Annotated in this window: 19 protein-coding genes; 2 read left to right on the plus strand and 17 right to left on the minus strand. The window is 62.5% G+C overall.

Annotated elements, in window-relative coordinates; all coding sequences use genetic code 11:
* Positions 1 to 7 precede the first annotated feature (7 nt).
* The 13 genes from I7X43_RS03100 to recA form a co-directional block, all read right to left on the minus strand.
* A complete protein-coding gene (locus I7X43_RS03100) occupies positions 8 to 3,727 on the minus strand; it encodes a phosphatase PAP2 family protein (RefSeq protein ID WP_198099423.1) in 3,720 nt (1,239 codons plus the stop codon).
* A 136-nt stretch (positions 3,728 to 3,863) separates the two neighbouring features.
* Positions 3,864 to 4,229 carry a pilin gene (locus I7X43_RS16530; protein WP_198099424.1) on the minus strand — a complete coding sequence of 122 codons (366 nt, stop codon included), beginning with the start codon at positions 4,227 to 4,229 and terminating at the stop codon, positions 3,864 to 3,866.
* A gap of 153 nt (positions 4,230 to 4,382) precedes the next feature.
* Entirely contained in the window at positions 4,383 to 5,171 is a 789-nt protein-coding gene (locus tag I7X43_RS03110) for an MBL fold metallo-hydrolase (RefSeq protein ID WP_198099425.1), read from the minus strand.
* 113 nt (positions 5,172 to 5,284) lie between these two features.
* The gene (locus I7X43_RS03115; RefSeq protein ID WP_198099426.1) at positions 5,285 to 5,941 is read right to left on the minus strand and encodes an FHA domain-containing protein; all 657 of its coding nucleotides are present in this window, start codon (positions 5,939 to 5,941) and stop codon (positions 5,285 to 5,287) included.
* A gap of 37 nt (positions 5,942 to 5,978) precedes the next feature.
* Positions 5,979 to 6,779, minus strand: a complete 801-nt coding sequence (locus I7X43_RS03120; RefSeq protein ID WP_198099427.1) for a Stp1/IreP family PP2C-type Ser/Thr phosphatase — start codon at positions 6,777 to 6,779, stop codon at positions 5,979 to 5,981.
* The gene (locus I7X43_RS03125; protein WP_246480098.1) at positions 6,776 to 7,738 is read right to left on the minus strand and encodes a serine/threonine-protein kinase; all 963 of its coding nucleotides are present in this window, start codon (positions 7,736 to 7,738) and stop codon (positions 6,776 to 6,778) included. The genes I7X43_RS03120 and I7X43_RS03125 overlap by 4 nt, the downstream gene beginning before the upstream one ends.
* A 105-nt stretch (positions 7,739 to 7,843) precedes the next feature.
* Complete coding sequence (locus I7X43_RS03130) at positions 7,844 to 8,545, minus strand: TerC family protein (RefSeq protein ID WP_198099429.1); 702 nt, start codon at positions 8,543 to 8,545, stop codon at positions 7,844 to 7,846.
* A gap of 66 nt (positions 8,546 to 8,611) precedes the next feature.
* Entirely contained in the window at positions 8,612 to 9,505 is an 894-nt protein-coding gene (gene sucD / locus I7X43_RS03135) for a succinate--CoA ligase subunit alpha (protein WP_198099430.1), read from the minus strand.
* Between the two features lie 17 nt (positions 9,506 to 9,522).
* A complete protein-coding gene (gene sucC / locus I7X43_RS03140; RefSeq protein WP_198099431.1) occupies positions 9,523 to 10,683 on the minus strand; it encodes an ADP-forming succinate--CoA ligase subunit beta in 1,161 nt (386 codons plus the stop codon).
* 25 nt (positions 10,684 to 10,708) lie between these two features.
* Positions 10,709 to 11,272 carry a DUF2889 domain-containing protein gene (locus tag I7X43_RS03145; RefSeq protein ID WP_198099432.1) on the minus strand — a complete coding sequence of 188 codons (564 nt, stop codon included), beginning with the start codon at positions 11,270 to 11,272 and terminating at the stop codon, positions 10,709 to 10,711.
* Positions 11,273 to 11,362: 90 nt separating this feature from the next.
* Positions 11,363 to 11,893: a regulatory protein RecX gene (locus I7X43_RS03150; RefSeq protein ID WP_198099433.1), complete on the minus strand. Its 531-nt coding sequence runs from the start codon at positions 11,891 to 11,893 to the stop codon at positions 11,363 to 11,365.
* A gap of 8 nt (positions 11,894 to 11,901) precedes the next feature.
* Positions 11,902 to 12,309: a nuclear transport factor 2 family protein gene (locus I7X43_RS03155; RefSeq protein ID WP_198099434.1), complete on the minus strand. Its 408-nt coding sequence runs from the start codon at positions 12,307 to 12,309 to the stop codon at positions 11,902 to 11,904.
* A complete protein-coding gene (gene recA / locus I7X43_RS03160) occupies positions 12,309 to 13,349 on the minus strand; it encodes a recombinase RecA (RefSeq protein WP_198099435.1) in 1,041 nt (346 codons plus the stop codon). Before recA ends, I7X43_RS03155 begins: the two co-directional genes overlap by 1 nt.
* 235 nt (positions 13,350 to 13,584) lie before the next feature.
* On the opposite strand from recA, the gene I7X43_RS03165 reads away from it, so the two are divergent.
* Both I7X43_RS03165 and I7X43_RS03170 read left to right on the plus strand, forming a co-directional pair.
* Positions 13,585 to 14,262: a response regulator gene (locus tag I7X43_RS03165; RefSeq protein ID WP_198099436.1), complete on the plus strand. Its 678-nt coding sequence runs from the start codon at positions 13,585 to 13,587 to the stop codon at positions 14,260 to 14,262.
* 6 nt (positions 14,263 to 14,268) lie between these two features.
* Positions 14,269 to 15,720, plus strand: a complete 1,452-nt coding sequence (locus I7X43_RS03170; RefSeq protein ID WP_198099437.1) for a sensor histidine kinase — start codon at positions 14,269 to 14,271, stop codon at positions 15,718 to 15,720.
* Here the strand turns inward: I7X43_RS03170 and rodA are convergent.
* The 4 genes from rodA to mreC are packed head-to-tail and all read right to left on the minus strand — an operon-like array spanning position 15,707 to position 20,343.
* Complete coding sequence (rodA, locus tag I7X43_RS03175) at positions 15,707 to 16,864, minus strand: rod shape-determining protein RodA (protein WP_198099438.1); 1,158 nt, start codon at positions 16,862 to 16,864, stop codon at positions 15,707 to 15,709. The two genes, I7X43_RS03170 and rodA, sit on opposite strands and share 14 nt — an antisense overlap.
* The gene (mrdA, locus tag I7X43_RS03180) at positions 16,861 to 18,888 is read right to left on the minus strand and encodes a penicillin-binding protein 2 (protein WP_198099439.1); all 2,028 of its coding nucleotides are present in this window, start codon (positions 18,886 to 18,888) and stop codon (positions 16,861 to 16,863) included. Before mrdA ends, rodA begins: the two co-directional genes overlap by 4 nt.
* Before the next feature lie 22 nt (positions 18,889 to 18,910).
* Positions 18,911 to 19,432 carry a rod shape-determining protein MreD gene (gene mreD, locus I7X43_RS03185; RefSeq protein ID WP_198099440.1) on the minus strand — a complete coding sequence of 174 codons (522 nt, stop codon included), beginning with the start codon at positions 19,430 to 19,432 and terminating at the stop codon, positions 18,911 to 18,913.
* Positions 19,429 to 20,343 carry a rod shape-determining protein MreC gene (mreC, locus tag I7X43_RS03190; RefSeq protein WP_198099441.1) on the minus strand — a complete coding sequence of 305 codons (915 nt, stop codon included), beginning with the start codon at positions 20,341 to 20,343 and terminating at the stop codon, positions 19,429 to 19,431. Before mreC ends, mreD begins: the two co-directional genes overlap by 4 nt.
* Between the last annotated feature and the right edge of the window lie 15 nt (positions 20,344 to 20,358).

A 20,358-nucleotide genomic window follows, 5' to 3' on the forward strand; every position in this document is an offset into this window, starting at 1 on the left:
TGGCACCTCACCGTTTTGTCAGCATCTCCAAAATCTGACCAATCGTGTCCTCTCGAACGGCATTCCCTTTGGGCGTCGAATACTCAAGATAAAGATTATTATCCGTTGAAACAAGATTATTCAATTCGGGATCGAGGCGCCGAATAATGGCATCCACGCGGCCTGGAGATGCCACCAGTTTCCGTGGCAAGTCAGATAGATTCATGGCCGAAATAGTATGGCCCTTCATTAGCTTATCGAGCGCCTTTTCATTTATAAAAGCAGCATCATCATTGCTTGCAACGAGAATGCCCTGCCCCCCGCTCACATACACCCAGACATATTTGAATACAGAGCGTACCGATCCCAAAACATGCAAGAAATCCAAGGGTCTCATGTGGTGGAGTTGCACCCATTGCTGCAGAACGCCCTGCGGACGCAGTCTGGCATTGGCCAACTCATAGAACTCGCGATTATATAAATTAGCTGCGCCCGCAAACCAAATGCTACTTATCTCGAGGCTGATGAGGTCAAATTGCTTAGATTGGGTCAGCAAAAAATTCCGGCCGTCTGTGTAGTGCATTTTCACGACAGGATGCCTTGAAATGCCCGCATTGATGCTTTCGAAGTGTCTGTCAGCCAACGAAACAATATCCCTCGAGGTTTCGGCAATCTCCAGTTGTGCAAACCCCTGGTCCTGCAGAACACGGGCGGTCATGCCCGTGCCATAGCCAATCACCAGAGCCGCGCCGCGTTGGGCCGTATGCATGAGCGGAATCAGCGCAAAGGACTCCTGCGCCACCATCTCGCCCCCCTGCGCGTTATTACCCTGAAACTTGCCATTGGTGAGCAAGGTCAGCTGACTGCCACCCGTGGAGTCCGGCGCACGCGCCACCGATGTCAACCCCCCCTCGACACTCTCCGCATAGTCGATGACTTCCCCCCACCTTTGCGTTTGGAAGTAAACATTGCCGCCTGTGGAAAGGGCCGTGTGGTTCCAATGGGCAGGGAAAAACGTCAAGAGCCCGGCTGCTGCGCCAACAGGTAACCACCGGCGGTGAACTCGCCTCGGTTCGGTGGTTTGTGCGGACCAAGCCACCAGCCCCGCCAGCACGACCGCTGTGACAGCGAGACCCAACAAGACGTTGCGGGAGCCGAACTCAGGCAACCACCAAAAGCCCGCCAGCAGCACCCCACCAATATTCCCCATCGTGTTGAGCGCGCTGGCCAAGCCCACACCGCGTACGGCCTCGCCGGCATAGCGACGCTGAGCCAGCCAATCTGCCGCCAGCCCCATCGCTGCCGGATAACTCAGCCCGATAAAGAAAGCCGGCGGCAGCATCGCCAAGGTACACACCAAGGCCCGCACCAGTTCGCGCGCGCCAAAACCAAGCCACACCCACTGTTGCGCTGGGCCGAAGCTGCCCATATAGCTGGCCAGGCCATCCCAAACAAAGGCCGTTAGAAAGATGCAAAGCGCAATGCCACACTGAGCCGTCAGCACCAAGGTAGATCGACTCCAGCGGCGCATCAAACCCTCACCGACCGTCGATCCCAAGCCCAGGCCAAGCAAGAACGTCGACAGCATCAGTCCAAAGGCGTACACGCTATTGCCGGCCACCACAGCCAACAAGTGCATGAACACCACCTCCAGTGCCAGCGTGACCACGCCGCCAATCGTCAACACCGCCAACGCGGAAAGCCCTTCGCGCGGTCCCACCGTCAAGGCAGGTGCCCCCTGAGAGCCGGGGCGCAGGCCACTTTCCTGTGCGCCCACTGGGGCCTCAAGCACGCCTCGCTTGATTTTGTCGATGACATACAAAGCCACCATCAGGCTCAGGACCGCAGCGATCAACGTACTGCCCGTACGCCCCACCGCCGGCAGCAGGGCATAGCCCGCCACTAGGGCCCCCACAGCCGCGCCCAAAACGTTGGCCGCATACAGCGGGGCAATCGCCCGCCCGGTTGGAATCCCCATCCCCCGCAGGCATTGGAAAACCAGCGGCAGGGTGGCGCCCATCAAGACCGTGGGAACACCAAGCACCGCGGCCCCCAAGCCCATGCGCAAAGCAGTCAGCCAGCCAGCGTCGGGGGCAGCATCCAGCGCCAAGGCCACGTAAATCTGTTGAACGCCATGAAAGAGCTGGGGGGTCACGGCGGCATAAATACCGATCGCCGCCTCGAAGAAGGCGTAAAGCATCAAGGGCTGGCGTGACCGTGCGGCCAGTCCCCCGCCCAACCACGCGCCCAACGCCATGCCCCCCATGTAAGTCATCAGCACCGTGTTCGCCGCCAACGCCGTACCGCCGAAGGTCACCCCCAGCGCTTTGGCGTAAACCACTTCGTAAACCAGACCAGCGAAACCCGAGAAGAAGAAGATACCCACCAGCCACTTCTTGCCCTGAAGTTCATGGGGCAAGAAGTGCGGAGGGGTAAAAGCTTTGACGTGTAAAGAAGGCGCCAACAACGCCTCCTGCGTGCTCGCCTCGCTCCAAACCTTGGTCACATGAAGCCCCATCAAGTAGAGGCCGACGCCAACACTCCAAACAGAGAAAACCTGCACCCAGCCCAAGTTCGCCTGTAGCCAAGCGGGAGCCAACCGCAGCAGGAGCATCCAAACGACAAAGGTCGCACCCGCGCTCCAGACCACCCCCTTCTGCCAGCGCGGCGCCACCCGCCAAAGCGGAGCTCTCATGAGCAGAATGGCCAGCGCTGGCGCGAAGGGAAGGGCTACCACCAGATCGATCACGTAGTGTTCACCCAGCGCCAAAGTGGCCCAAGCGGTGCCCAGCACCAGCACCGTGGCAGGGAGCATGAACCCCTTGCGCCGCAAGGCGGCCGCAATCATGAACACAAAAATAGCGCCCGAAAAATGCATCGACGGCATGGCGTTCCGTGGCGCTGGGATCACCGTCGACAACGCGGCCGTTACATCGGCAGGCGAGGGAACGCCTACGGGGTACTTCATCTGGAAAAGGTAGCTGGGCCCCGAAGCGGGGAGCCATGCGTAGCAACACCAAGCCACCAAAAATGGGGTGAGGAGCATCACCCAGCCATGAAGGGGAGTCGCCTTACGCTCCCGGTGAAGCAAAGCCAGAAGCGGCAGGAACAACGAGTTCAGTACCGCATAGATAAATACCGTGGATTCACGCATCCAGACGGGCAAACTCAAATGCACCGCAGCCACCCGGGCGGCCAAATTGTCATAGGCCAACTCAAGTTTATACAAATGCACGTCATAAGTAGCCGGAAACAATACACCGCTCAATTTCAGCCAGGCGAGGGCGACCGTGTCGAACGATTTAATAAGAACCGTCAACCAGAAAAATGCGATCAACCAGCCAGGCAAAGCACTCACCGTGCGCCGACTCTCCCACCACGCCCAAATTGCCCGCGCAAGAAGAAAATAAATAAGCGGCAAGAGCGCAAATTGATACGCCAAGAACCCAATATACCGGCCGCTTCCAAATATAAACAATAGTGCCACTACTGGCAGTCCCGCCACCACGAGCCCAATCAATAATCTACGCGAGAACGGCAGCCACCCCGCAATCAATAGGAAGAGCACAGGAAAGACGAAGACTGTTCCAAAGTGCACGATCCAGCGTTCTGCATCAAAGTCGCCAAGATCAACTAAGGAATTAACGCCAAAGACCACCCATTGCGCCACCTTCAGGAGAAGGGCACAAACCAACAAAGCTTGCGCCCAGGCACGAATAACGGGGAGGCTGCGATCGAGGTCGTTCATTTCATTCGGGGAAAAAAAATCCCGCAGCCGGTTGCTGCGGGATTTCTTGATTTAACTTCAGGTGCGATTCAATGCGCCTGAACAGCCCAAACCGATTCACACCAGGGAGTAGAATCGACTGCTGGCACGAAAAAAATTAAGGGCAACCTTTAACCGTAATACCAGCGGTGTGCGAGCAGGTCCAGGTGATGACGTTGGAGCCACCCGCAGAAGGGAATGTTGGGGTCAACGTAGCCGAGATCGTGGCGTCCTTTGATTGCCCAGTCAAGACGCCGGACGCGCAGGTAACGCCACTTACTCCGGTGCAGTAATCAGCCACCTCATTGCTCCAATTTTCGGCCACCAACGTCTTGGCGCCTTGTGCCGCGCCCATGGCTTGACCAACTTTGGCCTTCTTTGTGTAGTCTTGATAAGCCGGCAGCGCGATGGCCGCCAAGATACCAATGATCGCCACAACGATCATCAATTCGATAAGGGTGAAACCCTGTTGAACGCGCTTCATACAAACTCCTTCGGGAGGTGGGTTGAGGACAACCTGATCTATGCAGGGGTCGTGCCAAGTGTAAGTAGGCCCGAAGGGTGTGGTTTTTCACGCTTTCCCTAGGGCATGGGGCCCCACTAGTGACACTTCTTGTCAGGTGCCCGACGCAATCGGTCAATCCCAATGCAAGGTCTGACCGACTTCGAGCACCCGGGGGCGTGAACTGACTGCCGGTTGGGCGGCCAGTTGGGCCAATACGGCCGGGGCTTCGCCGGGTTTCATGTGGGTGAGCCACACCTCGGGCCAGTACCGAAGGTGGCGCAACTCGGCTGTCAGCGTCGTTGGGCAGTGATGGCCGCTGACCGACGCCAACCAGCACTCGTCGTCGCCAAAAGCCACTTCGATGATCAGGTGGCTCACGGTCAGGCTGTGAAGCCGTTCCCAAAACGCGGGGCAGGGACCGGTGTCTCCGGTAAAGACCAACCAGTGATCGTGAGTCAGAGACCGCAGGGCGTAGCCGCAGCCCGGCACGGTGTGCGCGGCCGGGAGCACTTCAACGCCACGGCCCGTGCACAAGGTCAGCCGCTGTCCCAGTTCAATGGGCCGCAGGCACAGGACTGGCGCCTCGGGCGTGGGCAGGCGCGTGAAGTCCGGCCAAATCTGGTTGTTGAAAAGGTGCTCTCGCAGGGCTTGGACCGTTTGCGGCAGCGCCATCACTTCAATGGGGGGCCGCCCCTGCGCGCGGCGTCGGCGCATCACGCTGTCCGCCAGCAAGGGCAAACTCAGGATGTGGTCCAGGTGCGAGTGGGTGAGCAGCACCTGGTCAATGCGCTCCAGTTGCTCCAGCGTGAGATCGCCCACGCCCGTGCCCGCGTCCATCAGAACGCGCTCGTCCAACAGGAACGAGGTCGTCCGGAAACCGGCCGCGATGGCTCCGCTGCAGCCCAACACCCGCAGGCTCATGAATGGATCGCCCCTGAAAGCACAAAGCGCCCATGGTAGGGCGCTCAGCTTGTGCCCGTCGAGCGGGCCAACGTGGGGGCATCAGCGCGAAGCCCAGACCCCCGTGACGCGTTTCACGCTTGGACGAACTGCATCTTGGTGCCGGCCAGCTCAATGGTGTCGCCATTTTTGAGCGGCACACCGTCCGTCAAGATGGGGGAACCATTGATCAGCGGGCGCTGCGGGCCCTCAACATGCGAGAACACGTAGCCCGTGGGGCGCTTGGTGATCGAAGCCACTTGCACACCCGGCTTGCCCACGGTGGTCACCACTTTGGTGAGCTGAACCTCACGACCCGCTGCGGCACCACTCATGACCTTGATGCTCGCCGGCCCCACGGCTGGGCCCAAGCCGCCAAAACCGCTGGGGCTGGCCGGGCGCGGCGCCATGACGGGCGGCAGCTCGCCGGGCTTGAGGATCATGGTTTTGTCGTAGTCGCCTTGCTCCTCGGCCAGGTACTTCAGTTTGTATTTGCCGATTTCGACGACATCGTTGGCGCGCAACTGCTGCTTCTTGATGGCCTTGCCATTCAAGTAGGTGCCGTTGGTGGAGTTCAAGTCCTCAATCAACACATCGGCGCCAACCAGCTGCAGCACGGCGTGCTCGCCGCTAACCGCCAAGTTGTCGATCACGATGTCGTTGTATGGGCGACGCCCCAGCGTGGTGCGATCTTTGGTCAAGGGAATTTCCTTGATCACGACGCCGTCTAGCGACAACACCAATTTGGCCATCAGAACCTCGAAGGGTTGGGTTGAATCGAACGCAAACTCAACGGCGCGCCAAGTTCCACCAGGACTTGGACTCGGTCCGCATTGGAGGGCCAACACGCGCCAAAACGGCCGTGATGTTATCCCGGCCGCCCTGGTCATTGGCACCGGCGATCAGTTGACGAGCCGCTTCTGTCAGGTTAGGACTGCGCTGGCACAGGGCCAACAGGCGCTCATCGTCCAGCATGTCAGACAAGCCATCAGAGCACAACAGGTATTGGTCACCCGGCTGGATTGGGTGAAAAGCGATATCGACTTGTACTTGCTCTGCCACCCCGACCGCCCGCGTCACCAGGTTTTTATGGGCGGCCACAGCGGCTTGTTCCGGGGTGATGAGGCCCGCATCCAACTGCTCTTGCAAGAGCGAATGGTCTTTGGTGACCCGCTCGATGCGGTCCCCACGCAGGCGATACAGCCGCGAGTCGCCCACGTGAGCCACGCACAAGCCTTCAGGCCGAAACACGGCCATCACCAGGGTGGTGCCCATACCCGAGTAGCGGGGATTGCTGTGCGCCGCTGAAAAAATCGCGCGATTGGCGTTGTCGACACAGATCTCGATGGCGCGCCGAACCGCCTCGGGAGGGGCATGCCCTTTTACTTCTCGCAGCCACCGCCCGAGTTCCGACTGCAGGAAACCGACGAGCATTTGTGAGGCCACTTCGCCCGCGTTGTAGCCCCCCATGCCATCGGCCAGCACCGCTAAAGCCGTGTCGGGGTCCACCGCGAAGGCGTCCTCGTTGTTGTTGCGAGCGCGGCCCACATCGGTCAGGCCCGCCAGTTCCAAGGGGTAGGGCAAGCTCATAGGGTCGACGGCAAGTTCAGGTCAATGTGCTGCGCATCGGCCCCGGGCCCCTGGGGCGGTCCGCCCATCGGGTCCGGTGCATCCAGCTGATTCAGCACCGTTTCAAGGTCTTGCGCCATGTCCTCGCCGGTGGAATAGCGCAACTCCGGGCGCTTCTCCAGCGCCAGAGCCAGGACCATGGCCAAAGCCTCGGGCAGGCCGGAGCGCAATTCACGCACGTCGGTCACCTGCTCGTTGGCAATTTCGTACATCAAGCGCGCCATGGAGCCACTTTCATGCGGCAAGCGCCCCGAAAGCAATTGGTAAATGACCGCCCCCAGTGCGTACAGGTCACTGCGCCCGTCCACATTGAGGCCGGCCAACTGCTCCGGCGCCATGTAGCTGGGCGTTCCCAACACCAAACCCGTGCGCGTGCGGCTGCCATCCGACATGCGAGCGATGCCGAAGTCCATGATCTTGACCGCGCCGGAGGCGCGGTCGTACATGATGTTCGCCGGCTTGATGTCTCGGTGAATCACCCCTTGGCGGTGCGCGTAGTGCAGGGCCCGAGCGACCCGAACCGCAATGCGCAACACTTCGCGCACGGGCAGCAGGGCGGTCAGGTGTGTGTGGTGGCTGAGATCGCGGCCACGCACCAATTCCATGGACATCCAAGCGTCGCCTTCAATCTCCCCGATCTCGTACACGTGCAGGATGTCGGGGTGATTCAAGGCCTGCGCGGCGCGCGCTTCCCGGAGAAACCGCGTGCGCGCCTCGCGCAGGTCCGAAGGACTGAACTCCACCGACAGCAGCAGGCGCTTGATGGCAATTTCGCAGCCGCGGTGGGCGTCGTAAGCCCGATGGACCACGGCCATGGCCCCCCGGCCCAGCTCAGGTCCAACCTGAATGTGCGGCGGCACTTGCGCGGGAACATCCTCACCTCCGGCGGGCAAGGTGCTGCCCATGGTAAGGGTGCTCATGGGCTGCGTTGCCCCACTCAGGGTCCGAGGCGACCGCCCCGGCTCACTGGACTTCGTTGCGCCCAGCCACCCCTTGAGTTTGTCGAGCAGTCCCATGGCGCAGCCTCAGCTAACGGGCTTGGGGGCGGCGTCCAAGGCTTTGCCTGAGAGCCACACGACCGCGGCACCCACGGCGGAAGCAGCATAAGGACTCCAGCGGGGCCACGCCTGGGTCCAAGACGCCAGCAGTGGATCGCCCAGGGCCAAGCCGCCGGCAATCCAACCCAGCAGCATCGCGCCCAGGGTGATGACCACGGGAAAGCGGTCCATCAACTTGATCACCAACTGGCTCCCCCAAACGATGATGGGAATTGAAACCAACAGCCCAAAGACCACCAGGCTCATCTGATGGCCTTGACCCGCATTTTGCGCCGCACCGGCGATGGCGATGACGTTGTCGACGCTCATCACCAAGTCCGCAACGATGACCGTTTTTACCGCAGCCCAGAGCTTGTCACTGGCATGGATGTCCCCATGCCCTTCTTCGGCCTCGGGCAACATCAACTTGACGCCGATCCAAATCAAGAGTGCCGCGCCGATGAGCTTCAGTGCAGGAAGCTTTAACAAGGTCAGCGCAAAGAAGATCAGCACGACGCGCAAAACGATGGCGCCCGCCGTGCCCCACATGATGCCTTTCACGCGCAGGTCGGGCGGCAGCTTCCGGCACGCGAGCGCAATCACCACCGCGTTATCGCCACCCAACAAGATGTCGATCATGATGATCTGGCCCACGGCGAGCCAGAAAGCAGGGTCGGTCAACCAGTCCATCGTTTCAAATCTCAGGATGTAAAAAGGGGGCCCACAGGCCCCCTGGCGTCGTTCAGGACGACTAGGTTACAGCAAGGCCTTCAGCAGGCGGCCCATTTCGCTGGGGTTGCGCGTGACCTTGAAGCCACACTCTTCCATGATGGCCAGCTTGGCGTCGGCGGTGTCGGCACCACCAGAGATCAGTGCGCCCGCGTGGCCCATGCGCTTGCCCGGAGGGGCGGTGACGCCAGCGATGAAGCCGACGATGGGCTTCTTCATGTTGGCCTTGCACCAGCGGGCGGCTTCGGCTTCGTCCGGACCACCGATTTCGCCAATCATGATGACGGCGTCGGTGTCGGGGTCGTCGTTGAAGGCTTGCATCACGTCGATGTGCTTCAAGCCGTTGATGGGGTCGCCCCCGATGCCAACGGCCGACGACTGACCCAGACCGATTTCGGTCAACTGCGCCACCGCTTCATAGGTCAGCGTGCCCGAACGCGACACCACGCCAATACGGCCCTTGCGGTGAATGTGGCCCGGCATGATGCCGATCTTGATTTCTTCCGGCGTGATCAGGCCCGGGCAGTTGGGGCCCAGCAGCAAGGTCTTCTTGCCACCGGCCGCTTCCTTGGCCTTCATCTTGTTGCGCACTTCCAGCATGTCGCGCACGGGAATGCCTTCGGTGATGCAGATGACCAGGTCCAGGTCGGCCTCCACGGCCTCCCAGATCGCGGCAGCCGCGCCGGCGGGCGGCACATAGATCACGCTGGCATTGGCGCCCTGGGCGACCTTGGCCTCTTGGACCGACGCGTAGATGGGGATGTCGCTGAACGACTCACCGGCTTTCTTGGGGTTCACGCCGGCGACAAAGCAGTTCTTGCCGTTGGCATAGGCCTGGCAGCCCAAGGTGTGGAACTGGCCGGTCTTGCCGGTGATGCCCTGGGTGATGACGCGGGTGTCTTTGTTGATGTAGATCGACATGTTTGGTGCTCCTGGGCTTACTTCACGGCGGCGACGATCTTGGTCGCAGCTTCGGCCATGGTGTCGGCGCTGATGATGGGCAGGCCCGATTCGGCCAGCATCTTCTTGCCCAGATCTTCGTTCGTGCCCTTCATGCGCACGACCAGCGGCACGGACAGGTTCACCGCCTTGCAAGCGGTGATCACGCCCTCGGCGATGGTGTCGCACTTCATGATGCCGCCGAAGATGTTGACCAAGATGCCCTTGACGCTCTTGTTCTTCAGCATGATCTTGAAGGCCTCGGTGACCTTCTCGGCCGTGGCGCCGCCGCCCACGTCCAGGAAGTTGGCCGGCTCGCCGCCGAACAACTTGATCGTGTCCATGGTGGCCATGGCCAGACCGGCACCGTTCACCAGGCAACCGATGTTGCCATCCAGGCTGATGTAGGCCAGGTCGAATTTCGACGCTTCAATTTCGGCCGGATCTTCTTCATCCAGGTCGCGGTAGGCCACGATTTCGGGGTGGCGGAATAGCGCGTTGGCGTCAAAGTTGAACTTGGCGTCCAGGGCAATGATGTTGCCTTTGCCGTCGCGGTTCAGCGGGTTGATTTCCACCAGCGAGGCGTCGGTGTCCATGTAGCAGGTGTAGAGCTTCTGGCAGACATCGATGAACTGGGCTTGGCTGTCGGCGGGCATGCCCACGCCAGCGGCCAGCTCTTCGCCTTGAGCCTGGGTCAGGCCGGTGGCCGGATCCACAAACACCTTGATGATCTTCTCGGGGTGGCTGTGGGCCACTTCCTCGATGTCCATGCCGCCTTCGGACGAGGCGATGAAGGCCACGCGCTGGGTGCCACGGTCGGTCACGCAGGAGAGGTAGTACTCCTTCTGGATGTCCGCGCCCTCTTCGATGTAGAGGCGGCGCACCTTCTGGCCTTCAGGGCCGGTTTGGTGCGTGATCAGTTGCATGCCCAGGATGGCTTCGGACTTCTCCTTGACCTCGTCGATGCTCTTGGCCACCTTGACGCCGCCGCCCTTGCCACGGCCACCGGCGTGGATCTGAGCCTTCACGACCCACACGGGGCCGCCCAGCTTCTGCGCCGCTTCAACGGCTTCTTGCACGGTGAACGCGGGGATGCCGCGCGGCACCGGCACGCCAAACTGGCGCAGGATTTCCTTGCCTTGGTATTCGTGAATCTTCATGGCTTCGGTTGGGGGGGTTGGTGAATCAGGCCGTGGACCGAGCAGGTCGGTACCAACGGGGGTAATAGGCTTGAACCGTGGCGCCATCGCTACTCAGGGCGTGACACCGGTCAATTTGATAGGGCGGCGAGCCGTCGGCATCGCCTTCACGGACATCAATAACGGTGCCCGCAAACGCTTGCAGGACCGCTGTCGGGATTTGGGCGGCCAATTCAGTCAGGTGCGTGCACCCTTGCACACCCGAGAGTCGCTCCTTGACTCCCGCGCGAAACCCTTTGAAGAGGTTCAAGCCTTCAAGTTTCGCGTAGGCGTTCGAATGCGCGTCACAGGCACCCGGGTATGGCATGGCACTCGTGTCCGACCGCGCGGACAGCACGTTCATCTGCCGGTCGATGAGCAGCACCAGGCGCATGTCGTGGATGGGCTCACCCGCTGGCCGGCGTCCACTGGCCAACTCCATGTCACGCGCCTTGACATCCAACAAGCGCGCTTCCACATCGAACAGACCATCCGCGCGCTCAAACACCTCTAGCACCAGGTTGCGGCGGTGCAGCAACTGGCGCTCGGCGGGGTTGGCGGAGGCAGACATGGATTTCGGGCAGCAAAAAACCGGCACTTCTTCCGAACGCCGGGGAAACCCGCAATATATCAGTGCGGGCTTGCTGCGCCCTGACGCACCTCAAGAGGGGTCAGAGTCGGGAGCTTCGCGGCACAGGCGACTGGCGAGCGCGGCGTCAAAGCCGCGATAGACCAGGAATCGGACCCGACGCGCCCAATCCGCCCGGTCGACCGGTGCGGTCGTACCAAAGCGCTTGTGGAGCAAGGCCCTCGCCCGGTCGGCCTCAGTCGCTTGTAGCTGAGCCCAGATCTCGCCGGTCGGGCTCAGCCCCCGCTGCTGAAGGTCGGCGGCCAGCTTGCGGACCCCCGAGCGGGAGGCCCCCGTCCGGAGTCGACTTTCGGCGGCCCGTTGGTCGCTTTGCCAGCCGGCCAATTCGAGCGCGTCGAGTACGGCTTCCACCGCCGCCAGCTGTTGTCCGGCCTCGGCATCGCCTCCCGCCTCAGCCGCCCAGCCCTGCTCCTCAGCGTTCTGCAGCTCTGCCGCGCGGCGCGTCTGGACCAGCCGCAGCAGCTTGCGTCGCAACTCCATGCGGCTGTACTCGCGCTGGGCCAACAACGCCAAAGCACGGGCTCGCAGAACTTTGGCATCCATGCCTGGGGTTATTCAACGGCACGCTGGACGTGGGGACTGTGGCGCGGCGGCGGCTCATAGGCGGCCGGCCAGTACTCGACGATGCGACGAATCTGCCCCCGATCCAATTCATAAAAGCCCACGCAGGTTTGAACCTCTGGGGTGTCATCGTGAAAACTCATCTGGACCGCCACCTGGTCCCCTTGGGCAAGGCAGCGCTGGAGGTCCACGCGCCAAGGCTGCGGCCAGGTCGCGAAAAAGTCCACCAGTCCGTCAGGGCCCTCGATGAATTCACGGGTTTGCGGCACCTCGTAGCGGAAATCCGGCGCGAGCAGACGCGCCAGGCCCGCCCACTGCTGCCCGTTGGCCAGGGCCCAAAAATGCTGCACCAAGTCTGCCGCCTCGCTGGAAGCGCACGCGACGTCCCGAATTCCCATCACTCGCTCACGCTCGTGCCGTCGTCGCCGCCCATTGGGGCGACGCCGACCGCTTCGCGGATCCTGTTCTCAATTTCCACCGCCAAGTCGGGGTTCTCGCGCAGAAACTCGCGGGCGTTGTCCTTGCCTTGGCCGATCTTCTCGCCCTTGTAGGCATACCAAGCGCCACTCTTGTCGATGATTTTGTGGAGAACGCCCAGATCGATGACCTCGCCTTGGCGGCTGATGCCCTCGCCGTAAAGAATGTCGAACTCGGCCGTCTTGAAGGGCGGCGACACCTTGTTTTTGACCACTTTGACCTTGGTCTCAGAGCCAATGACCTCTTCGCCCTTCTTAATCGAGCCGATTCGGCGAATGTCCAGGCGCACCGAGGCGTAAAACTTGAGCGCATTGCCCCCGGTCGTGGTTTCCGGGCTGCCAAACATGACGCCGATCTTCATGCGGATCTGGTTGATGAAAACCACCGTGCAATTGGTCTTCTTGATGGTGGCGGTGAGCTTGCGCAGGGCCTGGCTCATCAACCGGGCCTGAAGGCCGGGCAGCTGGTCGCCCATTTCACCTTCGATTTCCGCCCGCGGTGTCAGGGCCGCCACCGAGTCGATCACCACCAAGTCCACCGAACCGGAGCGCACCAAAGCGTCGACGATTTCCAGCGCCTGCTCACCCGTGTCGGGTTGGCTGATCAGCATGTCGGTCAGGTTGACACCCAGCTTTTGTGCGTACTGCACATCCAGCGCATGCTCAGCGTCAATGAAGGCGCAGACCCCGCCCAGCTTTTGCATTTGGGCAATGACTTGCAGCGTCAACGTGGTCTTGCCGGAGCTTTCGGGACCGTAAATCTCAATCACACGGCCGCGGGGCAAACCGCCCACGCCCAGCGCAATATCCAAGCCCAGCGAGCCCGTCGAAACGACCTGAATGTCTTCAATGACATCGCCTTCGCCCAGGCGCATGATGGAGCCCTTGCCGAACTGCTTTTCGATTTGGGCCAGGGCGGCAGCAAGGGCTTTTTGCTTTTCGGTGACAGCAGGCGCGTTCATGTGGGCTCCGTTGAATAACTGGATATGTGTACAGCAGTATAGCCAGACTCGGCGCGCCCGAACAACGTCGATTCGTGCTGCGGAATCCAGCCGCGGTGTGGTGATCAGACGGCGAGAGGCCGCTGAAATCACCCGGTCAGCGTAGAGCCGATGTGGCTCACAGGATGAGCCATTCAGCAGAATTTTCGCGCGGGCCGTCAGGTACAGGTCAAGTTCGGGTGCCTAAGATACCCGCATGAGAGTCCTGATTGCAGAAGATGACCGTGTCTTGGCCGACGGCCTGATGCGCGCCTTGCGCAGCGCGGGCTATGCCGCCGACCACGTGGCTACTGGCTCCGAAGCCGACGCGGCACTGGCGGTTCACGAGTTCGACCTGTTGATTTTGGATATCGGTTTGCCCAAGCTCAGCGGCTTGGAAGTGCTCCGGCGCTTGCGGGGGCGCGGCCAGCATTTGCCCGTGCTCGTCCTGACCGCTGCCGACAGCGTGGAGCAGCGCGTGCAAGGCCTGGACCTGGGCGCCGATGACTACATGGCCAAGCCCTTTGCGCTGGCCGAATTGGAGGCGCGCGTGCGCGCGCTCACCCGGCGCGGCCTGGGGTCCACGGGGAATCTGATCAAGCACGGGCCCCTGAGCTTCGATTCCACAGGCCGGGTGGCTTACCTCAATGACCAAATGGTGGAGTTGTCGGCTCGTGAGTTGTCGCTCCTGGAGATCTTGTTGCAACGGGCGGGGCGATTGGTCAGCAAAGACCAGCTCGTGCAGCATCTCTGCAATTGGGGTGACGAGGTGAGCAACAACGCCATCGAGGTCTACGTTCACCGACTGCGCAAGAAGATCGAACAAGGGCCCGTCCGGATCGCCACGGTTCGGGGGTTGGGGTACTGCCTGGAGCGCATTGCCGGTGAGGCCTGAGCGCGAATGAGCCCGCCACCGGCGCGTTTTTCTCGCCGTGGGCCGCGCTCCCTGTTCGGCGAACTGCTGGACTGGATGTTGGCCCCTTTGTTGGTGCTGTGGCCGACCAGTGTGGTGCTGACGTGGGCAGTCGCCCAGTCCATCGCCAACCAGCCCTATGACCGGGAATTGACCGAAACCGCCCGGGCCCTGGCGGAGCAGGCCGCCCTGCAGGAGGGGCGCTTGCACTTGAATGCCCAGACCTTGGCGCTGTTGCGCAACGACCCCGCAGACACCGTTCTGTATCAAGTCTTGGGACCGAAAGGGGAACTGGTTGCGGGCGACGGCCGCTTGCCGGTGCCGCAACTCGGGCGCCAGGCCGCGGGACAGGTGCAATTGCGAGAGGACGAACTGGAGGGCGAGTCGCTGCGGGTAGCTGCCGTTTGGGTGCGTTTGCCGGTGACCGTACCGGGCACCCCCGAGCGGCACCTGATTCTGCAGTTGGCCGAAGGGATGAGCCGTCGCGAGTCCTTGGCCAGCGACATCATCAAAGGGGTGCTTCTGCCCCAGTTTCTGCTGTTGCCCCTGGCCGCGCTGATGGCTTGGCTGGCGCTGACCCAAGGGTTCCGACCGCTGGAAGCCCTGCAGCGCCGCATTCGCAGCCGAGCCGCGGATGACCTCAGCCCCATCGACGTGAGCCAGGCACCGGAAGAAGTCGCACCCTTGGTGCAGGCCATCAATGATTTGCTGGCGCGCCGGGAGCGGGCCTTGCGCACCCAGAAGCAGTTCTTGGCCGATGCAGCGCATCAACTCAAAACGCCCCTGGCCGGTTTGAGGACGCAAGCCGAATTGGCCGCACGCGCCCTGCAGCGGGGGGAATCCTCGCCCGAAGAGCTCAAGCGGTCGCTCGACCACATCGCCCAGTCCAGCCAGGCCGCCGCCCACACGGTCAGCCAACTGCTGGCCTTGGCCCGGAGCGAGTCCGGTGCGGATGTGATGCCCCGTGAGCCCATGGATCTCGCCGCGCTGGCTCGTGACACCATGCAGGACTTCGTACCCCGCGCCCTCAACCAGCGCATCGACCTGGGCTACGACGGTCCCGACCACTGCGAGTTGCGGGTGACAGGGCTGCCGTGGATGCTGGTCGAGCTGATCCGCAATCTGGTTGATAACGCCCTGCTCTACACCCCCGATGGCGGCACGGTCACCGTGCGCGTGACCGAGGACCCCTTTGGGCGCGTCGTGGTGCTGCAGGTGGAGGACAACGGCCCCGGCATTCCCGAGTCGACCCGCGACCGCGTGTTCGAACCGTTCTACCGCCAACTGGGCACGGGGGTGGAGGGCTCAGGGCTGGGGCTGGCCATTGCCCTTCAGATTGCGCGCCAACACGGCACCACCATTGAACTCAGCGAGGCCCGTCCGCGCCGGGGTACGGAGGGGCCCGGCGCGCTCTTCACCCTGCGGTTCAACGCTGAATGAATGCGCGGCTGCGGCCAATGGCCAGCAAGATGCCGAGCGACAGGCCCAACATAACCATGGCGGTCCCGCCGTAGCTCATGAAGGGCAGCGGAACCCCCACCACGGGCAGGATACCGATCACCATGCCCATGTTCACAAATACATAGGTGAACAGGGACAGCGTGACCGCGCCGCCCAACAGCCGCTCAAACAGCGAGGGGGCATTCGCCGCAATGGACAGCCCCCGAAAGAGCAACAGCCCAAATCCCAGCAACAGGGCCAGCGCGCCCAACAACCCAAACTCCTCGGCGAAGGCGGCAAACAAAAAATCCGTCGTGCGTTCCGGTATGAACTCCAGGTGGGTCTGCGATCCCTGCATGAAGCCCTTGCCCGTCACCCCGCCACTCCCGATGGCAATGCCCCCCTGCAGCACGTGGAAGCCCTTGCCCAACGGATCCTTGTGGGGGTCCAGCAGCGTGCACACCCGCGTCTTTTGATAGTCCTTGAGCAGCGGCCACTTCACCTCGTCCACACAGATTTGCGATTCAAAGGCAATCAAACTACCAATGGCGATGACCCCCGCCGCCACCAACGGAATGATGAGCTTCCAACTCAGCCCGGCGAAATAGATCACATATAGGCCCGCGAACAAGACCAGAAGGCCCGTGCCCAGATCCGGCTGTTTGGCGATCAAACCAAACGGCACTCCCAACAGCACAAAAGCAATCACAAAGTCCAGCAGCTTCAGCTGACCCTCGCGAAGCTGAAACCAATAGGCCAACATCAGGGGCGTGGCGATCTTCAGCAGCTCACTGGGCTGAATGACGGTTACGCCCAGGTTGAGCCACCGGGTCGCGCCTTTTTTGGTGATGCCAAACAGGGCCACGGCGATCAGCAGCGCCACCCCCACGGCATAAAGCGGAACCGCGATACGCGTCAGCTTGGGGGCCGGCACCTGCGCCACCAGCAGCATCACGCCCGCCCCGATGACGAAGTTGCGCGCGTGATCCACAAACCGGGTTCCATGGTCATGCCCGATCGAGTACATGGCCACCAAACCCCAGACCATCAGCCACAGGCAGGCCAGCAGCAATCCGGCATCCAAGTCTTTCCAGAGCGGACGCAGGCGCTGCACCCAAGTGGGCCGCTGGATCACGGTACTCATGGCACTCCTCCTGACGCGGACGGCCGCGGCGCAGGGGCCGCTGAACCATTCGTCGCAGCCGACGCCGGGGGGGGCACAAACCCCGCCTCGCCGGGCAGACGCCAGTCGGCGGCCAGCCTGGGCTTACCCATCGGCGCCAACGCCTTGCCCTCACGAACCAGCGCCAGATCCTCTTCGCTGGGCACTTGACCCAGCAGAAGGTAATCGAACACCCGTCGGGCGATGGGGGCGGCGTTCTGCCCACCAAATCCCGAGTTCTCCACGATGAGGGCCAGGGCAACCTGCGGCTGATCGACCGGCGCAAAGGCCATGTACCAAGCGTGGTCACGGCGCCGCTCCTCCATTTGCGCCGCGTTGTACTTCTGCCCCGCCTTCATCCCCACGGCTTGCGCCGTACCGGTCTTGCCACCGCTTGGGTAAGGCGCCCCGGCAAACGAGCGCGTACTGGTGCCTTGATAGGTCACACCATGCAGGGCCTCCTTCAGGACCGCCACGTGCTCGGCTTTGATGTTCAGGGGCGGCAGGGCCTCCCCGGACACCCGGCGGCGCGTGTGATGCACCACATCTTCAACCTCCCGCACCAAACGCGGCTTGAAGCGTTGCCCGCCGCTGGCCAACGTGGCCGTGGCCGTGGCCATTTGCAGCACCGTAAAGGCGTTGTAGCCCTGCCCAATCCCCAGACTGATGGTTTCGCCCGGGAACCACTTCTGTTTGAGCACCCGCCGCTTCCAATCCTGGTTGGGCAGGATGCCCGTCACCTCGCCCTCCAGGTCAATGTCGGTGCGCCGGCCGAACCCCAGGGGCTCCATTTGGTCGTGGATGCGGTCTACCCCCAGCTCATTGGCCGCCGAGTAGTAATAGACGTTGCTGGACTCCACGATGGAGCGGCGCATGTCCATCGCCCCGCCCCGTTCGTTCTCCGGGCTGCCAAAGGCGCGGCCCCCGAAGTGGTAGACCAGGGTGTCGTTGATGATGGTGTCCGGGCGCCGTACACCGGTGTTGAGCAGCGCCAGTGCCATGAACGGCTTGTAAGTCGAGCCGGGCGGGTAGGTGCCGCGCAACGCGCGATTGAGCAGCGGCTTGTCGATGGACTCGTTCAGCAGCTTCCAGTTTTCGACATCGATGCCGTCCACGAACAGGTTGGGATCAAACCCGGGTTTGGAGACGAAGGCCAAGACCTCCCCATTGCGGGGGTCCAAAGCCACGAGCGCTCCTCGACGGTCGCCAAACATTTCCTCGACCAGGTGCTGCAACTTGATGTCGACGGACAGCTGCAGACTATTCCCTGGCGTGGGGGGGCGGTGCCCCAAGCTGCGCACGGCCCGCCCGCCCGCACTGGTCTCGACCTGCTGGTACCCGGTGGTGCCGTGCAGTTCGGACTCGTAGCTCTGCTCCAGGCCGAGTTTTCCGATGTAGTCCGTGCCCTTGTAATTCGCCAAGCGCTCCTCGTCCCAGACCTCCATTTGCTCGCGATCCTTGGGGCTGATGCGGCCGATGTAGCCAAGCAAATGGCTGCCCACTTCACCCAGCGGATATTGGCGGAACAAGCGCGCCTGCACATCCACCCCAGGAAAGCGCCACCGCTGGGCCACAAACATGGCCACCTCGGCGTCACTCAGGCGATTCCGAATGGGCAGGGAGTCGAATCGTTTGCCGTCCGCCAAGAGACGAAAAAACCGCCGGCGGTCTCGGGGCTGGATGTCCACCACGGTGGCCAACTCATCAATCAAGGCGTTCAAATCGCGGTCGGCCTTGGTGGGTGTGATTTCGAGCGTGTAGGCCGAGTAGTTGCTGGCCAGCACCACCCCATTGCGATCCTTGATGAGTCCTCGATTCGGGGCGATGGGCACCACCGTCACCCGGTTGGCTTCGCCCGCCGCGTGCAGCTCGTCGTGGCGCAACACTTGGAGCGTGAACAGGCGCGCGAGCAAGAGCGCAAAGCACACCGCCACAAACCCAAGGGCCACCCAGACCCGCAGGCGAAAGCGGGCGAGCTCCTGAACCGAATCGCGAATCAGCGCCATGCCGTTGCCGTCACCTTCGGGATCACAGCGGACGGTGTTCGTCGCGCTCGGGCGCTCGGCGTTGCGGGGCCAGCAACAACACCCAGGCCAACGGCCAGAGCAAGGCCTCGAACACCGGCGCGAGCAGCATCCAGGGGCTGGGGCTCATGCCGCCCGCCATCAGTCGCACGGAGACCTGCACCACGTGGGCCGCTACAAAAAGGGGCAGCACTTGGAGTGCCTGCTGCCACACGCCAAACCACAGCAGCCGACGGTGCAGGGTCACGGCCAAGAAAGCCAGCCCGCTATAGGCCAGCGCGTGTTGGCCCAAGATGGCGCCGTGGTGGACATCCATCAGCAGCCCCAAAAAGAAGGCCCAGCCCACGCCAATTCGGCGGGCTTGGTGAACGTTCCAGAACACCAGCACCACCGCCAGGGCGCTCGGCGCTGCCGGTTGCGGCCCCACTGGCAGCATGTCCAGCAGCAGGGCCATCAGCAGCGTGAGGGCAATAAACCAGGGCTTGGCCGGCAGCAGCAACTGCCCGGTGCCGCGCGGCATGATCATGGGCGACCTCCGGTCTTGGGGCGGTCCGTCGCCGATTGCGCTTCTTGTTGGGCGGCCTCAACCCCCGGCATCTGGCCCAGCACCAACACCTGACGCGCACCATCCGCTCGGGCGTGAGGCTGAGCCCGCACCCGCGCAAAACTGGTCTGACCCCGCCGCTGAACCTCCACCACCCGCGCCACGGGCAAACCGGGCGGGTACACCCCGTCCAGGCCCGACGTCACCAATTCGTCCCCGACATTGATGTCCGCGTTGGCCGCCACGAAGCGAAGTTCCATGCCCGCTTCGCGCTCCCCGCCAAACGCCACCATCAGGGCCTGCGTGCGGACATTGAGTACCGGGATGCTGGCCTCTTTGTCGGCCAGCAGCGTCACCTCAGCCGACTGCAGGTGCACCCGCGTCACCTGACCCAAGACCCCCCGCTCGTCGATGGCGGCGGCTCCCGGCCTGACGCCATCGGCACGGCCGCGATCAATGATCAGTCGCTGCGAAAAAAGGTCGCCGGCCTGGAAGAGCACATCGGCCGCGTGGGCTGGCACCGGCACCGCCTCCCGCAGACCCAGTTGCTTGCGCAGGCGCTCGTTTTCCAGTTGCAGGGTCCGAGTCTGGGCGAGCACCAACGCCTGCTGTGCCAACTGCGCCCGCGCCGCTTGTTCCGCGGCCATCGCCGCGCGCGCACCCCGAAGGCGGTCGCGCAATTCGTCGTACGCATCCACCGGGGCCAACAAGGCGCGTTGCACAGGGTTCAGCACCGTCGCCAGCACCGAACGCAAAGGCGCGGTCACCCCCCAGCGCGTGTCGGCCGCCATCAGCAATACCGACAGCGCGGCACACACCAGCAACTTGTTCAGCGCGCTCGTCCCCTGCCGAAACAGCGGGGGGGGACTGCGATCCAGCGTGGCCAGGGCCATGGTTTAGCCCCGCCT

It is taken from the genome of Inhella gelatinilytica (assembly GCF_016093295.1).
GTDB lineage: Bacteria > Pseudomonadota > Gammaproteobacteria > Burkholderiales > Burkholderiaceae_C > Inhella > Inhella gelatinilytica.

Coding starts and splice junctions, on each gene's coding strand:
- I7X43_RS03100 (WP_198099423.1), bottom strand. CDS start 3,727: ATGAACGACCTCGATCGCAGCCTCCCCGTTATTCGTGCCTGGGCGCAA.
- I7X43_RS16530 (WP_198099424.1), bottom strand. CDS start 4,229: ATGAAGCGCGTTCAACAGGGTTTCACCCTTATCGAATTGATGATCGTT.
- I7X43_RS03110 (WP_198099425.1), bottom strand. CDS start 5,171: ATGAGCCTGCGGGTGTTGGGCTGCAGCGGAGCCATCGCGGCCGGTTTC.
- I7X43_RS03115 (WP_198099426.1), bottom strand. CDS start 5,941: ATGGCCAAATTGGTGTTGTCGCTAGACGGCGTCGTGATCAAGGAAATT.
- I7X43_RS03120 (WP_198099427.1), bottom strand. CDS start 6,779: ATGAGCTTGCCCTACCCCTTGGAACTGGCGGGCCTGACCGATGTGGGC.
- I7X43_RS03125 (WP_246480098.1), bottom strand. CDS start 7,738: ATGAGCACCCTTACCATGGGCAGCACCTTGCCCGCCGGAGGTGAGGAT.
- I7X43_RS03130 (WP_198099429.1), bottom strand. CDS start 8,545: ATGGACTGGTTGACCGACCCTGCTTTCTGGCTCGCCGTGGGCCAGATC.
- sucD (WP_198099430.1), bottom strand. CDS start 9,505: ATGTCGATCTACATCAACAAAGACACCCGCGTCATCACCCAGGGCATC.
- sucC (WP_198099431.1), bottom strand. CDS start 10,683: ATGAAGATTCACGAATACCAAGGCAAGGAAATCCTGCGCCAGTTTGGC.
- I7X43_RS03145 (WP_198099432.1), bottom strand. CDS start 11,272: ATGTCTGCCTCCGCCAACCCCGCCGAGCGCCAGTTGCTGCACCGCCGC.
- I7X43_RS03150 (WP_198099433.1), bottom strand. CDS start 11,893: ATGGATGCCAAAGTTCTGCGAGCCCGTGCTTTGGCGTTGTTGGCCCAG.
- I7X43_RS03155 (WP_198099434.1), bottom strand. CDS start 12,309: ATGGGAATTCGGGACGTCGCGTGCGCTTCCAGCGAGGCGGCAGACTTG.
- recA (WP_198099435.1), bottom strand. CDS start 13,349: ATGAACGCGCCTGCTGTCACCGAAAAGCAAAAAGCCCTTGCTGCCGCC.
- I7X43_RS03165 (WP_198099436.1), top strand. CDS start 13,585: ATGAGAGTCCTGATTGCAGAAGATGACCGTGTCTTGGCCGACGGCCTG.
- I7X43_RS03170 (WP_198099437.1), top strand. CDS start 14,269: ATGAGCCCGCCACCGGCGCGTTTTTCTCGCCGTGGGCCGCGCTCCCTG.
- rodA (WP_198099438.1), bottom strand. CDS start 16,864: ATGAGTACCGTGATCCAGCGGCCCACTTGGGTGCAGCGCCTGCGTCCG.
- mrdA (WP_198099439.1), bottom strand. CDS start 18,888: ATGGCGCTGATTCGCGATTCGGTTCAGGAGCTCGCCCGCTTTCGCCTG.
- mreD (WP_198099440.1), bottom strand. CDS start 19,432: ATGATCATGCCGCGCGGCACCGGGCAGTTGCTGCTGCCGGCCAAGCCC.
- mreC (WP_198099441.1), bottom strand. CDS start 20,343: ATGGCCCTGGCCACGCTGGATCGCAGTCCCCCCCCGCTGTTTCGGCAG.